The sequence below is a fragment of the Dyella sedimenti genome (assembly GCF_022760995.1).
GTDB classification, from domain to species: Bacteria; Pseudomonadota; Gammaproteobacteria; order Xanthomonadales; family Rhodanobacteraceae; genus Dyella; species Dyella sedimenti.
Genome location: NZ_JAKWJO010000008.1, coordinates 164,627 through 178,362, shown reverse-complemented (window position 1 = coordinate 178,362; position 13,736 = coordinate 164,627). Strand labels below are relative to the sequence as shown.

Annotated in this window: 14 protein-coding genes and 1 pseudogene; 10 read left to right on the top strand and 5 right to left on the bottom strand. The window is 67.1% G+C overall.

The genetic code is table 11. From position 1 onward, the window contains the following. Positions 1 to 81: 81 nt before the first annotated feature. Genes pilL2 through MJ605_RS16285 form a run of 7 tightly spaced genes read left to right on the top strand, consistent with a single transcriptional unit; the run spans position 82 to position 6,122 of the window. A complete protein-coding gene (pilL2, locus tag MJ605_RS16315; RefSeq protein WP_023657238.1) occupies positions 82 to 681 on the top strand; it encodes a PFGI-1 class ICE element type IV pilus protein PilL2 in 600 nt (199 codons plus the stop codon). Continuing rightward, positions 678 to 1,319: a hypothetical protein gene (locus MJ605_RS16310; RefSeq protein WP_033894831.1), complete on the top strand. Its 642-nt coding sequence runs from the start codon at positions 678 to 680 to the stop codon at positions 1,317 to 1,319. Before pilL2 ends, MJ605_RS16310 begins: the two co-directional genes overlap by 4 nt. Positions 1,320 to 1,333: 14 nt before the next feature. Next, positions 1,334 to 2,059, top strand: a complete 726-nt coding sequence (locus tag MJ605_RS16305) for a TIGR03759 family integrating conjugative element protein (protein ID WP_033894830.1) — start codon at positions 1,334 to 1,336, stop codon at positions 2,057 to 2,059. Continuing rightward, positions 2,041 to 2,646 (top strand): transglycosylase SLT domain-containing protein, encoded by a 606-nt coding sequence (locus MJ605_RS16300; protein WP_023657236.1) that lies wholly within the window; start codon positions 2,041 to 2,043, stop codon positions 2,644 to 2,646. The genes MJ605_RS16305 and MJ605_RS16300 overlap by 19 nt, the downstream gene beginning before the upstream one ends. Continuing rightward, complete coding sequence (locus tag MJ605_RS16295; protein WP_023657235.1) at positions 2,643 to 3,182, top strand: integrating conjugative element protein; 540 nt, start codon at positions 2,643 to 2,645, stop codon at positions 3,180 to 3,182. Before MJ605_RS16300 ends, MJ605_RS16295 begins: the two co-directional genes overlap by 4 nt. A 4-nt stretch (positions 3,183 to 3,186) precedes the next feature. Then, on the top strand, positions 3,187 to 5,376 hold the full coding sequence (gene traD, locus MJ605_RS16290) for a type IV conjugative transfer system coupling protein TraD (protein ID WP_023657234.1): 2,190 nt from the start codon (positions 3,187 to 3,189) through the stop codon (positions 5,374 to 5,376). Next, on the top strand, positions 5,373 to 6,122 hold the full coding sequence (locus MJ605_RS16285; protein WP_023093439.1) for a TIGR03747 family integrating conjugative element membrane protein: 750 nt from the start codon (positions 5,373 to 5,375) through the stop codon (positions 6,120 to 6,122). Before traD ends, MJ605_RS16285 begins: the two co-directional genes overlap by 4 nt. A 141-nt stretch (positions 6,123 to 6,263) precedes the next feature. Here MJ605_RS16285 and MJ605_RS16280 read toward each other — a convergent pair whose 3' ends face one another. Beyond that, the gene (locus tag MJ605_RS16280; RefSeq protein WP_033894827.1) at positions 6,264 to 7,718 is read right to left on the bottom strand and encodes an MFS transporter; all 1,455 of its coding nucleotides are present in this window, start codon (positions 7,716 to 7,718) and stop codon (positions 6,264 to 6,266) included. A 98-nt stretch (positions 7,719 to 7,816) separates the two neighbouring features. On the opposite strand from MJ605_RS16280, the gene MJ605_RS16275 reads away from it, so the two are divergent. Further along, on the top strand, positions 7,817 to 8,620 hold the full coding sequence (locus MJ605_RS16275) for a helix-turn-helix transcriptional regulator (RefSeq protein ID WP_023657232.1): 804 nt from the start codon (positions 7,817 to 7,819) through the stop codon (positions 8,618 to 8,620). On the opposite strand, the pseudogene MJ605_RS16270 reads toward MJ605_RS16275, so the two are convergent. The 3 genes and pseudogenes from MJ605_RS16270 to MJ605_RS16260 all read right to left on the bottom strand — a co-directional run. Then, positions 8,618 to 8,722, bottom strand: a pseudogene (locus MJ605_RS16270) (LysR family transcriptional regulator); the annotation flags it as partial. The gene MJ605_RS16275 and the pseudogene MJ605_RS16270 overlap by 3 nt on opposite strands. A 7-nt stretch (positions 8,723 to 8,729) precedes the next feature. Beyond that, a complete protein-coding gene (locus MJ605_RS16265; RefSeq protein WP_023657231.1) occupies positions 8,730 to 9,923 on the bottom strand; it encodes an MFS transporter in 1,194 nt (397 codons plus the stop codon). A 3-nt stretch (positions 9,924 to 9,926) separates the two neighbouring features. After that, positions 9,927 to 10,622 (bottom strand): type 1 glutamine amidotransferase domain-containing protein, encoded by a 696-nt coding sequence (locus MJ605_RS16260; RefSeq protein WP_023657230.1) that lies wholly within the window; start codon positions 10,620 to 10,622, stop codon positions 9,927 to 9,929. Positions 10,623 to 10,771: 149 nt separating this feature from the next. Between MJ605_RS16260 and MJ605_RS16255 the strand changes: the two genes are divergently transcribed. Beyond that, on the top strand, positions 10,772 to 11,680 hold the full coding sequence (locus MJ605_RS16255) for a LysR family transcriptional regulator (protein ID WP_023657229.1): 909 nt from the start codon (positions 10,772 to 10,774) through the stop codon (positions 11,678 to 11,680). A gap of 102 nt (positions 11,681 to 11,782) precedes the next feature. Here the strand turns inward: MJ605_RS16255 and MJ605_RS16250 are convergent, their stop codons facing one another. Beyond that, complete coding sequence (locus MJ605_RS16250; RefSeq protein ID WP_023657228.1) at positions 11,783 to 12,793, bottom strand: MFS transporter; 1,011 nt, start codon at positions 12,791 to 12,793, stop codon at positions 11,783 to 11,785. Here MJ605_RS16250 and MJ605_RS16245 point away from each other — a divergent pair. After that, a complete protein-coding gene (locus tag MJ605_RS16245) occupies positions 12,792 to 13,613 on the top strand; it encodes a LysR family transcriptional regulator (protein WP_226008419.1) in 822 nt (273 codons plus the stop codon). The genes MJ605_RS16250 and MJ605_RS16245 overlap by 2 nt on opposite strands. Positions 13,614 to 13,736: the final 123 nt, after the last annotated feature.

The window sequence follows — 13,736 nt, the reverse complement described above, 5'->3', positions numbered from 1 at the left end:
CGCTGCCTGGTTCGCATTGTTTGCTGCTGCTCGTGACCCGAGCGGCGATGGTGAGGGCTCGATGTTTCAGGACGACGCGCCATGTGCCCCTCTCCACCCTGGTTTCACCATCCCGAACGCCGCCTGCTGACGGGATTTCTCGGCCTGCTTTGGTCGGTACTGGCTGGCGGCTGCGCGACAACGACTGCGCCGCACGCACCCGATGCCTTCGAGGAAGTCTCGACCGCGCCCGAACCCGAAGCGCCCGAGTACATCCCCGTTGTGCGCTACGGGCGCTACACATTGGTCGAGCTGGCCCCCACGGCGGCGCAGCGCGACCTGCTGTTGCAGACCATCGATGTTTCGATGCCGGCGGATGCCCGCGTCACGGTCGGCGATGGGCTGCGGCATGTGCTCAAGCGCAGCGGCTACAGCCTGTGTCAAACGGCACATGCCGTGATCGAGTTGTATGCGCTGCCTCTGCCGGCGGCGCACCTGCATCTCGGTCCCATGACCTTGCGCGACGCGCTGCTCACCCTGGCTGGTCCGGCCTGGGAACTGCACGCGGATGACCGCGCACGACAGATTTGCTTCGAGCGGCCCGGCGACAGCATGACCATCGAACCCATGCCCGAACCGGCCGCCGCCGATGCGGTGCAGACCTTCCCACTGATGCCCTCCATTCCAGGCGGCCAGCCATGAACACTCCCCAATCTTCGCGGCGCCCGGCTGTCGCCGTGGTGGTGCAAAGCCTGCTCTGGCTCTGGCTGCTCGGTCTCAGCGTCATCGTGGCCCTCGGCTACCAGGCTATGAGCGACCAGGCCGACGAGGAACGACTCGACTCCCGTTTGCAACGCCTCGAAGCGCAGACGGTGGCCCTGGCTGAGACCATCGGAACCATCCAGCAGCGTCCGCCTGTCGCAACGGCGGCGGACCTCAAAGACACCCGCCAAATCCTGGAAGCACGCGCTTCCCAGGTTGAGAAAACATTGAGCAGCTACGCAGCCGCCGACGACCTTCAGGCGCTGCGCGCGGAGATCGAGCAGATCAAGACGCGCCAGACCGCCGCGCGTGCAGCAACACCCACCCAGCCGCGCACATCGAGCAAGCCCGCCGCCAAGCCTGAACCGCCGCCACTGCCGTTCCGCATCGTCGGCGCCGAACTGCGCGCCGGCCAGCTCAGCGTGTCCGTCGTGCCGAGCAGTGGGAACTTTACGCCCGACCAGCTTCAGGTGCTGCTGCCCGGTGATGCGGTCGGTCCATGGCGCTTGCAGGCAATCGATGGCAGCGCCGCGGTGTTCCAAGCCGGCGACCAGACCCGTCGCGTGGCGATTCCCTGATCGGAGCACACGACATGAAGCCGTCGATCATCCTTTCCGCACTCCTGCTGGCTTCAGTCCAGTGGCCCGCGTGGGCGCAGCAGCCAGCCACAGCTCCCGCCCGCAATGCGCAGAGCCAGGAGCGCCCGCTGGCCGCCCGCGTCCTGGACGACCGAGTAGCAAGCAACTGGGGCCTCCAACCCCAGGAATGGGCGCGTTACCGCGAGCTGATGGATGGGCCACTGGGCATCTACTCGCCAAACCTGGACCCGCTGTCTGCCCTAGGCATCGAAGCACGCACCGACGAAGAACGGCGGCGCTATGCAGAGCTGCAGGTGCAAGTCGAGGCACGCCGCGTCGAGAAGCTGCTCGCCTACCAACGTGCCTACGACGAAGCCTGGCAGCGCCTGAATCCTGGTATGCAGCGCGTGAACCTGCCCGACGACGGGCCGGGCACCGGCACCGCGCGCGGCAGCGGTCGCATAGCGGTGTTCGTCAAGGACGGCTGCGCGGCCTGTGGGCAGCTCGTGCAGCGGCTGCAATCCTCGGGTGCCGAGTTCGACCTGTATATGGTGGGCAGCCGCCAGGACGACGCACGCATCCGCGACTGGGCCAAGCGCGCGCAGATCGACCCGGCGCGCGTGCGCAGCGGCAGCATTACCCTCAACCACGACGGCGGCCGCTGGCTGTCGCTGGGCCTGCCCGGTGACTTGCCCGCGGCTGTGCGCGAGGTGAACGGCCAATGGCAGCGCCAGCCGTAGCGGCCACCTCCGTCTCGCAGCTCTTGCGCGCACTGGTGCTCGCTACCGGCCTGTGCGCCTGCGCCGTCCATGCCCAGGAGATTCCGCCACCTGCCTACCAGCTCGCCGCCCAGCGGGCGGGCATCCCCTCGACCGTGCTCTACGCCGTGGCCTTGCAGGAGAGCGGAGTTCGACGCAACGGGCGCATCGTCCCGTGGCCGTGGTCCCTCAATGTCGCCGGCCAGTCGCGCCGCTTCGCCACGCGCGCCGATGCCTGCTCGGGCTTGCAACAGGCGATGCGCGCCACGCCCCACACGCGCATCGATGCAGGCCTGGGCCAGATCAACCTCGGCTACCACAAGCACCGTTTCACCAGCGCGTGTGACCTGCTGGACCCGTATCGCAACCTCGCCATCGCCGCTGAAATCCTGAAGGAGCAGCACACGTCCGGCGAAGACTGGCTGCTCGCGATCGGCCGCTACCACCGTCCTGCGGGCGGCGAGCCCGCCGCCCGCTACCGGCGCAGCGTGTCGCGCCATCTCGCGCGTGTGCAGGGCGCACGTCCAAACGCCGCGGTGCTCGCCGCGCGCCAGGAGACTTCCCCATGACGAAATCCCATCTGGCCTTGCGGGGCCTGCTTGTGCTGCTGGCAGGTCTGCCGCTGGCAGCGCGTGCCGGCGATCCGCTGATCGTGGTCGAAGATCGCGGTGGCACGTCGGCGCTGCCGTACTACGAGGCGCTCAACCTCCAGCCGCGCGCCGATGTCCCGGCCCGGCCGCCCATTCCGACGCCCCAGGTTCCCGCCACACCCGCGGACGAGGCAGCGATGCTGCCGGTGCGCAGCGCCAAGCTCACGCCCGGCACCGTCGCGCGGCGCGTGATCGAAGCGCCTGGCCTGCGGCCGTTCGTGGTCATCGGCGACGACGACGCCTCCCGGGCCTGGTTGCAGCGCCGCGGCGCTGCTTTGCGCGAACGCGGCGCGGTCGGCTTGGTGGTCAACGTCGAGACCGCGCAGGGGCTGGCACGGCTGCGTGCCCTGGTGCCGGGCGTGCCACTCGCGCCCGTAGCCGGAGACGACCTGGCCGATCGCCTGGGCCTGCGGCACTACCCGGCGCTGATCACGGCCACCGGCATCGAGCAATGAAACCATGTCGGGGAAACAGCCGGTCGAGGTTCTGCTACGCCCAGCGGTGGAGCTATACACCGTCGCAGCGTGTGCAGGCGCCGCGTTTCTGTCCCTGGTGGCCCCATGGTCGCTCGCGCTGAGCCCGGCCATGGGCGTCGGCAGCGCCTTGGCGTTTGGCGCCTATGGCGCGATCCGCTACCGCGATGCCCGCGTGATCCTTCGCTACCGACGCAACATCCGCCGCCTGTCGCGCTACGTGATGACGAGCAAGGACGTGCCCGTCAGCCAGCAGCGGCTTTTCATCGGGCGCGGGTTCCTGTGGGAACAAAAACACACCCATAGGCTGATGCAGACGTACCGGCCGGAGTTCCGCCGATACGTCGAGCCGACGCCTGCCTACCGGCTGGCACGGCGACTGGAGGAGCGGCTGGAGTTCGCGCCGTTCCCGCTATCCCGGCTGTCCACGCTCACGGGCTGGGATGTGCCTTTCAACCCGGTGCGTCCGCTGCCGTCTGTGGGCGGCCTGCCACGCCTGCACGGCATCGAACCGGACGAAGTGGACGTCAGCCTACCGCTCGGCGAGCGTGTCGGGCACTCACTGGTGCTGGGCACCACGCGCGTGGGCAAGACGCGACTAGCCGAGTTGTTCGTGACCCAGGACATCCGCCGCAAGAGCGCTGCCGGCGAGCACGAAGTCGTGATCGTCATCGACCCCAAAGGGGATGCGGACCTCTTGAAGCGCATGTATGTCGAGGCCAAGCGCGCGGGCCGTGAAGGCGAGTTTTACATCTTTCACTTGGGCTGGCCGGAGATCAGCGCCCGCTACAACGCGGTGGGCCGATTCGGTCGCATCTCGGAAGTCGCCACCCGTATCGCAGGGCAACTCTCCGGTGAAGGCAATAGCGCGGCCTTCAGGGAGTTCGCGTGGCGCTTCGTCAACATCATTGCCCGTGCCCTAGTGGAACTGGGACAGCGCCCGGACTACATGCTGATTCAGCGGCACGTCATCAACATCGACGCGCTGTTTATCGAGTACGCCCAGCACTACTTCGCCAAGACCGAGCCCAAGGCCTGGGAGGTGATCGTCCAGATCGAGGCCAAGCTCAACGAGAAGAACATTCCGCGCAACATGATAGGGCGCGAGAAGCGCGTGGTTGCGCTGGAGCAGTATCTCTCCCAGGCGCGCAACTACGACCCGGTGCTCGACGGACTGCGCTCGGCAGTTCGGTACGACAAGACCTACTTCGACAAGATCGTCGCGTCATTGCTGCCGTTGTTGGAAAAGCTCACGAGCGGCAAGATCGCGCAGCTCCTGGCACCGAACTATTCCGACCTGGCCGACCCGCGCCCGATCTTCGATTGGATGCAAGTCATCAGGAAGCGCGCCATCGTCTATGTGGGACTGGACGCGCTGTCCGACGCCGAGGTTGCCGCAGCGGTCGGGAACTCCATGTTCTCCGACCTGGTTTCGGTGGCAGGCCATATCTACAAGCACGGGATCGACGATGGCCTGCCGGACGCCTCTGCTGGCGCGCGCGTGCCGATCAACGTCCATGCGGATGAATTCAATGAACTCATGGGCGACGAATTCGTGCCGCTTATCAACAAAGGCGGCGGCGCCGGGCTGCAAGTCACCGCGTACACGCAGACCCTCTCGGACATCGAGGCCCGCATCGGCAACCGCGCGAAAGCTGGCCAGGTGATCGGCAACTTCAACAACCTGTTCATGCTGCGCGTGCGCGAGACGGCCACCGCCGAACTGCTGACGCGGCAGTTGCCGAAGGTCGAGGTCTATACCACTACCATCGTCTCAGGGGCAACCGACAGTTCGGACATCCGCGGCGCGACGGATTTCACGTCGAACACCCAGGACCGCATCAGCATGTCCAGCGTGCCGATGATCGAGCCATCGCACGTAGTCGGCCTGCCCAAAGGCCAGTGCTTCGCGCTGCTGCAGGGCGGCCAGCTTTGGAAGGTTCGCATGCCGCTGCCGATACCAGACCCGGATGAAGTGATGCCGGCGGACCTGCAACAACTGGCGGGGTACATGCGCCAGAGCTACAGCGAGGCTACGCAGTGGTGGGAGTTCACCAGTTCCCCGGCCTTGCAGGATGCGGCCTTGCCCGATGACCTGCTGGATGATGCGGCTCCAGCCGAGTCTGCTGCGGTGGCCACCGCCACCGACCACAGTGCCGACGAGGCCGCGCCATGAAGGACGCCGCATCGACCGCGCAGCGGGAGCAGAACCAGCGCCAGGGCCTGATCGTCGGCACCGTCACCTTGCCGTTTCGCTTGCTTGGAGTGCTGATCGGCTCGCTGCTGTTCTCGATCGTGGTGGAGTGCGTCGGCATGCACCTGTTCTGGAAGGACCAGGGCTGGCGCCATTCCCAGCAGATGTTGCAGTACGAGCTTGGACACCTGTCCAGCCACTTCACGCGCAGCGTGGTCGTGCAGGAGCCGGGGCGCACAGCGCACGAGTTGGTGGATACAGGCTACGAATGGGTGTTTGTTCGCTCCGGGCTGCTGGCGCGCATGAGCCAGACCGCCGAGCGCGTCCGCGCGCCCAGCCACGAGCAGGCGCGCAACTTCCGCTACTACATCAGCCAAGTCTATGTCTGGGCCGAAAGCTACCTGATCGCCGCGGCCTTCACGACGCTGACCTTCCTAGTGCGCCTGCTGGTCCTGGTGCTCACGCTGCCGCTGATCTTCACGGCCGCTTTCGTCGGTCTGATTGATGGTCTGGTGCGACGCGACGTGCGCAGGTTCGGCGCGGGCCGCGAATCCGGGTTCATCTACCACCGCGCGAAAGCCAGCCTTATGCCCCTGGCCGTGCTGCCGTGGATCACATACCTGGCACTGCCGATCTCGGTGCATCCATTGCTGATCCTGTTGCCGAGCGCCGCCTTGCTGGGACTGGCCGTGAGCCTGACTGCGGGCAGCTTCAAGAAGTACCTTTAGTTGGCCGTCCATTTCCCTAACCGTACATGGCAGAAAGGACTAGGTGTCGTTCATCTCTCCGCTGCACGGGCGAAGGGGGATTCCTCGGCAACGGCCAGAAAGTAACGCGGATGCCGGAAATCCATCGCATGCCTCCCTTTATCAGTCCGCAGACCGCTGCGTTCTCGCCAGCATCAGCAACAGCACGCAAACGATCAGGGCCGCGCCCAGGTTGTAGAGCATGCCGGCCACAAAGGCCGATGCGTACTGGCCAGCCTGTGCGGCCACGCCTTCATCGGCAGCCAGCGCCGCTGCGAACAGGATGCCGACCACGGCCACGCCCAACGCTGCGCCGACCTGCTGCACGGTCGAGATCACACCCGACGCCATGCCGGCCTGCGCTTCATCGACAAAACCAAGCACCAGATTCAGCAGCGGGGTCATGATGAAACCCTGACCCGCGCCTACCACGACCAACACGGGAATCAGCCGCGCGGGCACCAGCACCGCGCCCGCGATCTGCACCTGTGCAATCAATAGCCCGATGGAAGCCGCATAGACCAGCGCACCCGCGACGATGGCCCGCGCTCCCCAGCGCGCCACCAGCCGCGGTGCGGCCAGCGATGCCATCACGAAGCCCGCGCTGCACGGCGCGAAGATGCTGCCCGCTGCGAAGGGGTCAAGCCCCAGTCCGGTCTGTACCAACAGAGCGAAGCAGAGGAAGAAGGAACTGGACGTGGAATAGACCAGCAGCACCAGCACCGCGCCCAGCGCGAAGCGGCGCTGGGCCAGCAGGCGCATGTCCACCAGTGGCAAGCCGCCCGCCATACGCCGTTGTTCCTGCTGCCGGTAGAACAGCGCAAGCAGCGCCGCCGCCACACCCAGCGATCCCACGCTCCAGGCCGGCCAGCCTTGGCCCGGCCCCTCGATCAGCGGCACCAGCAGTAACGCCAGCCCGGCGCTGACCAGTGCCACGCCCGTCCAGTCCAGTGCCGGGCGCTGCGGTGCGCGGGATTCGGGGATGTGGCGCGCCGACGCGATCGCGAACAGCCCGATGGGCACGTTGATGAGAAAGATGCTGCGCCAGCCCAGCCCGAACAGGTCGGCATGCACCAGCCAGCCGCCCAGCACCTGCCCGGCGATGGCGGCCAGGCCCAGCGTCATCCCCAGCAGGCCGAAAGCATGGCGGCTGTCGTCGCCGTCGAAGTTGACGCGGATGGACGCATAGACCTGGGGGAACAGCAAGGCGGCGGCCAGCCCCTGCAACACCCGCGCGCCGATCAGGAAGCCGGCGCTGGGCGCCAGCCCGCACAAGGCCGAGGCCAGCGTGAAGCCCGCCATGCCGACGACGAACAGGCGCCGTCGCCCGAACAGGTCGCCCAGCCGCCCTCCGGTAATCAGCAGCACGCCAAAAGCCAGCTCGTAGCCGGCCACGATGAAGCCGATCTGCGCGAAGCTCGCGCCCAGCCCGGCCTGCATGCTGGGAATGGCGACGTTGACCACGAACAGGTCAAAGATCGTGACGAAACCGGCCAGCAGCAGCACGGACAAACCGAGCCACGGCGGGCCGCTGACGGCGCGCGCAGGCGGCGTCGCAAGGCAGGAATTCGAGTTCATCTTGCGTATCCAGGGTAAAGACGCGATCATTCTCAAATTCCTTTTAAACAATTACAATTTAACCATTTATGCTATTACTGAAAGCAATGAGATAAGCCATGCGAACCCTGGAGCGAACCCGCGCCGATCTGGCGGCCTTCCTGCGCGCGCACCGCGAGCGCCTGTCGCCTGCCGACCTGGGCCTGCCCAGCGGTGGCCGCCGCCGCACGCCAGGGCTGCGGCGCGAGGAAGTCGCCGCGCTCGCCGGGGTCGGCCTGACTTGGTACACATGGCTGGAACAGGGGCGCGACATTGGCGTGTCGGCCACCTTTCTGGACAACTTGGCGCGGGTGCTGAAACTGGATGCCGCCGAGCGCCGCCACCTGTTCCTGCTGGCCCACGAACGACCGCCCGCCGAGCCGGGCAAGACGTGGTGCGTGCTGCCGCCACTGGTGCGGCGCCTGATGCACGACCTGTCGCACCCGGCCTTCGTGCTCAACCTGCGTTGGGACGTGCTGGGCTTCAACGCGCCGGCCGATGCGCTGTTCGGCTTCGACACGCATACGCCTGAGCGGCGCAACCTGCTCTGGCTGCTGTTCACCGATTCCACCCTGCGTGCCTGTTTCCACGAATGGGAAGCACAAGCCCCGCTGATGCTCTCCAGCTTCCGCCGCGACTTCGCCCGCGCCACGCAGGAAGCCGACATTCACAAGCTGGTGGACGAGCTGGAACGGGTGTCGCCGGAGTTCAAGGCGTGGTGGCGGACGCATGACGTGCATGCGCCCTGCAACGGGGTACGCCAGTTGGTGGTCGAGGGTCAGGCCGAGCCGTTCGAGCACACCTCGCTGACCGTTGACGAAGACCGGCACCTGCGGCTGGTGGTCTATGCGCGGCAGCAGGAAGGTAGTGCATCTGATCGCTGATCGGAACGGCGGCAACTGCTCGACATGCAGCTTCTCCGCCGCGCGTGCGAAGTGGAGTTCTTCGGCAACAGCCAGGAAGCAGCGCAGATGCCGTAGCTCCATGACGCACCTACCCTTGAAGCCTTGCGGCCAGGAAGGCGGGGCGCCGCATCTGCCACAACATCCAGACGATCCCCAACCCCACGGCAACAGCGCCGACCCACGCCGTGCTGGTCAGGCCCATCGCCTCCAGGCTGGCGCCGCCCAGCAGCGAACCCAGCGCGATACCGCCATTGAAACCAGCGATGTTCAGCCCGGCGGCGACCGCCGGTGCCTGCGGCGCATGCAGGTGCGACAGGCCGATCACCCGCGCCTGCAAGGCCGGCACTGCCGCATAGGTCAGCGCGCCCAGCACGCCGGTCAACAACACCATCAGCGGCAGGGATGATGCCGACAGCCAGATCGCCAGCAGCACCACCGTCAGGCCGACCAGCACGGTCATCACGGCTGCATCCGCCCCCTTGCGGTCGGTGAGCCGTCCGCCCCACACGTTGCCGATGGCCGCCATCACGCCATAGCCCAGCATCAACAGGCTGGCCGTGCTCTCGGTGACGTGCGTGACCTGCAACAGAATGGGCGAGATGTAGGTGTAAAGCGCGAACGACCCCGCATAGGCCAGCACGGTGATGCCGGCCCCGGCCAGCAGGCGCGGGTTGAACATGGCTTTCAGGCCATCCATCGCATTGGCCTGCGCCGAGCCATCGTTGCGATCCGTCGGCATCAGCGCCAGCAGGCCCAGGAAGCCGATAGCGCCGCTCGCGGCCACGGCCATGAAGATGACCTGCCAGCTCAACACGCTGCCCAGGTAGGTGCCCAGCGGCACACCCAGCGCCAGGGCCAACGTCAGGCCGCCGAACACCACCGCCACCGCCGCACCGGCACGATGCCGTCCCGCCAGTTGGGTGGCGACGCTGGACGCCACGGCCAGGAACACGCCATGCCCCAGCCCCGAGGCGAAGCGGGCAATCAGCATGGGCGTCAGCGCATCGGACAGGCTGACCACCGCGTTGCCCAGCGTGAACAGCGCCATCGCCACCAGCAGCAGCCGCTTGCGCGGCCAGCGCGTGGCTAGCGCCGTCAGGCCGGGTGCGCCGATCACCGCGCCCAGCGCATAGGCCGTGACCGCCGTGCCGACCTGGCTGACACTGGCATGCAGGTCAGAGGAAATGGTGGACACCAGGCCGATGGTGACGAACTCGGTGAAGCCCAGGGCAAACGCGCAGAGCGCGAAGACATAGATGACGAAGGGCATGCGCTCGTTCATGGTTCAGGCCCGTCCTGCTGCCAGCAGGGGCAGCATCGCCTCGGCCACGCCCTTGGCCGAAGCGGGGTTCTGGCCCGTGACCAGCCGTTCGCTCACCACCACCTGCGCCTGGAAGTTCGGCGCGGGCACGTGGCGGGCACCGCGTTCCTGCAAGGCATCGGCCAGCAGGAACGGCACGGTGTCGTACAGGCCGACCGCGCGCTCCTCGTCGTTGGTGAAGGCCGACACGTCTTTACCTTCGACCAGATAGCGGCCATCGGACAGCTTGAGGTTCACCAGCCCGGCCGGGCCGTGGCAGACCGCTGCAACGATGCCGCCACGCTCGTAGATGCGTGCGGCAATCGCGGCCAGCTCGGTGCTGCCGGGGAAGTCCCACATCGTCGCGTGGCCGCCGGCATAGAAGATCGCGGCATAGGCGTCGGCATCGACCTGTGCCGGCGCCAGCGTGGTTTCGGTGGCGCTGCGCAGGGTTGCATCGTTCCAGAACGCGGCATTGACCGGATCGTCTAGATCGAGGCCATCGACGTGCGTGGCGCCGCCCTTGGGGCTGACGAAATCGACCGTGTAGCCGGCTGCGGCCAGCACCGCGTGCGGATGCGTCACTTCCGACAAGTAAAAGCCGCTGGGTGCCGCGTCGGCGGCATCAGCCGGCCCCTTGCGGTCGTGGCTGGTGAGGACGAAAAGAATGCGCTGGTTCATCTGAAACTCCTGTCGGGATGCGCTGCGGGGCGCACCTCCAAAGGGAGCATGGCGACGGCAGCATGGGGGACAAAGAGTGTCAGTCTCGCGGATTCGGTATATCCTTTAAATGACCAAAATAGACAAACACTTTCTACGAAACGACCCAAATGGCCTTGCGCAACCTCGATGACCTGGCGGTGTTCGTGCATGTGGTGGAGCGCCAGAGCTTCTCCGCCGCCGCGCGCGACCTGCACCTGGCGCCCAAGACAGTGAGCAAGCAGATCGCCCGGCTGGAACAGGCGCTGGGCACCACGCTGTTCGAGCGCAACACCCGAAACCTGCGCATCACCGACGAAGGCCGCGCCATCGCCGAGCGCGCGCGCGTGGCGCTGGGCGTGCTGGATGAAGTGCAGGAACTGGCGACCGGCGGCAGCCGGGAACTGAATGGCATCGTCCGCCTGACTGCCCCCACGCCCTTCGGCCGCAAGTTCGTGGCCCCGGCGATTCATGACTTCTGCCGCCTGCATCCCCGTGTCGGATTCGACCTGCGCCTGTCCGACCAGGTGCAGGATCTGTATGGCGGCGACCTGGACTTGGCGATCCGCATGGGCGAGCTGGCCGACTCGCGGCTGGTGGCGCGGCGCGTGGCCAGTAACCGGCGCGTCCTGGCTGCGTCTCCGGCCTACCTGAAAGCGCAGGGAAACCCTGAAACACCGGAAGATTTGGCGCGGCACAACTGCCTGGTATTCGCCTATCCGGGCTTGCTGCAAAACACCTGGCCGCTGCGCAAAGGCCGCCGCGAGAAACCCGTCACCGTCGGCGGCACGCTGTGCAGCGACAGTGGTGACGTGCTGCATGCGTGGTGCCTGGCCGGGCTGGGCATCTCGCTGCGCGAGACCTGGGACATTCACGAAGAACTGCGCGACGGGCGGTTGGTGCGCGTGCTGCCTGAGTGGGAAGCTGCACCCTCGAAGATCAGCATCGTGCGGGCGCGGCGCGAACCCGTGCCGCGGCGGCTGACGGCATTCAGTGATTTCCTGCTGGAACGCTGGCGCGATGCGCCGTGGGATCGGTGACTGAGGTTGTCGCCAGATCATCTAACGGCCATCCCGCCAGGCTACCGCAACGGCAGCCCTCAACCATGCGTGCAACGCCGCCTGGCACATGGAAGCCTCCCGTCAGCCCGCCGCGATCCGATGGCCGGGCCGGAAGGCATGCATCCTGGCTGACCACGCCACGGCCAGAGCCAGCAACGCCAGCGCGGCCAGAGCCCACGGTAGCGAGGCCGCCCCTTGGCGCTCCAGCAAGATGCCGCCGACCACGCCGCCCCCCGCGACCGCCAGGTTGAAGACCGTCACCAGCATGGACTGCGCCACGTCCGCCGCTTCGCCCGCGTTGTCGGCCAGCGCCGTTTGCAGCAAGGTGGGCGCACCGCCAAAGGTCAGGCCCCAGGCTGCAACACCAATCAGAACCGCGACGGCAGAACCGCCCGAGAACCCGAGCACCAACGCAGCGGCGGCGAACACGGCAAGACTCGACAGGGTAAGTGCGCGCAGACAGCGATCCACCAGCAGGCCGGTGAACCAGATCCCAGCAATGGATGCCACGCCGAACAGCACCAGCTGCACCGGGCGGATGCCCGGCATCGTGAAGACGCGCCGAATGGGCAACCGCTGCCCGGCAGACTGGCCGGCAAAATCCGGCACCGCCAGCCGCACCCACGCGGACAGCAGCAACGACAGCGCCGACATGATCCAGAACACGCCACGCCAGTCGAACAGCGTGCCCAGCCACGTTCCCAACGGAACGCCGATCGCCAGCGCGATGGGTTGCCCGACACCCGCAACTGCCAGCGCCCGACCCTGCAAACGGGGCGGCACCAGCCGTCGGGCATAGCCGGCCAGCAGTCCCCACACCACGCCAGCGGCCATGCCCGCGACGAAGCGCGCGGCCAGCGTCAAACCGTAATGGGCGGACAGGGCCGTGATGGTGTTGAACACCAGGAGGCCGCCAATCGCCATCAGGAACAGCGGGCGGCGATTCCATCCGCGTGTGGCGGCGATGACCGGGATGGCCGCCAGCACCGAACCCAGGGCATACAGCGTCACCAGTTGCCCGGCCAGGGCTTCGGAGACACCCAGGCCATGACTGATCTGCGGCAGCAGCCCGGCAGGCATGGTTTCAGTCATGATGGCGAGGAAACCCGCCGCGCTGCGCTGCTTCGAGGCAGCGGCGCGGCTGGAGAACTTCAGCCACGCGGCCAACGAACTGCACCTGACCCACGGCGCGGTCAGCCGCGCCGTCCGCCTGCTCGAAGACGAGCTGGGCGTGGCCCTGTTCGAGCGGCGCAGCCGGCGCGTGTTCCTGACCGATGCCGGCCGCACCCTAGCGCGGGCCGTGGGCAACGGGCTGGATCTGATGCGCCAGGCCGTCGGCGAGCTGCGCGCCAGCGCCCGCCAGGGCCGGCGCTGGGTGCTGTCGTGCGAGCCGACACTGCTGATGCGCTGGCTGATCCCGCGCTGGCCGGACTTCCAGGCCCGGCATCCAGGGATCGACGTGCATCTGGTCGCCGGCGGCGGGCCGTTCTCCTTCGCCAGCGGCATCGACCTAGCCATCCGCCGCGACTACTTCCCCTGGCCCGAGGGCTACCACGCCGAACCCCTATTCGCGGAAAAGGTCGGCCCGGTCTGCCGACCGGACAAGGTGGCGACCTGGTTCTCCATGAACAAGGCCAGCGCCGCGCTCAAGGCCGGCGCGCCGCGCCTGCATTCGCGCACCCGGCCGGGCGCATGGTCGTCGGAATGGGTGGTGGCCCGAGGCCAGCCCGTGCCGGACGCGCCAGGGCTGACCTTCGAGCACTTCTATTTCAGCTTGCAGGCGGCCGTGGCCGGCCTGGGCGTGGCCATCGGCCCGTGGCATCTGGTGCGCGACGACCTCGACAGCGGTGTGCTGACGGCGCCGCTGGGCTTTGTCGAGGACGGCTCGCGATACTGCCTGTTGTCGCCATAACCATTGCAGCCGGATAGCCCGCAGGCCAATTTGTTGGCCTGACTGCAAGCAATGACATAGCCCGCCGAATTCTGATAACCACGAATTTGCGTGAAGGCCGCCAGCGGGCATCTACGCATCGAG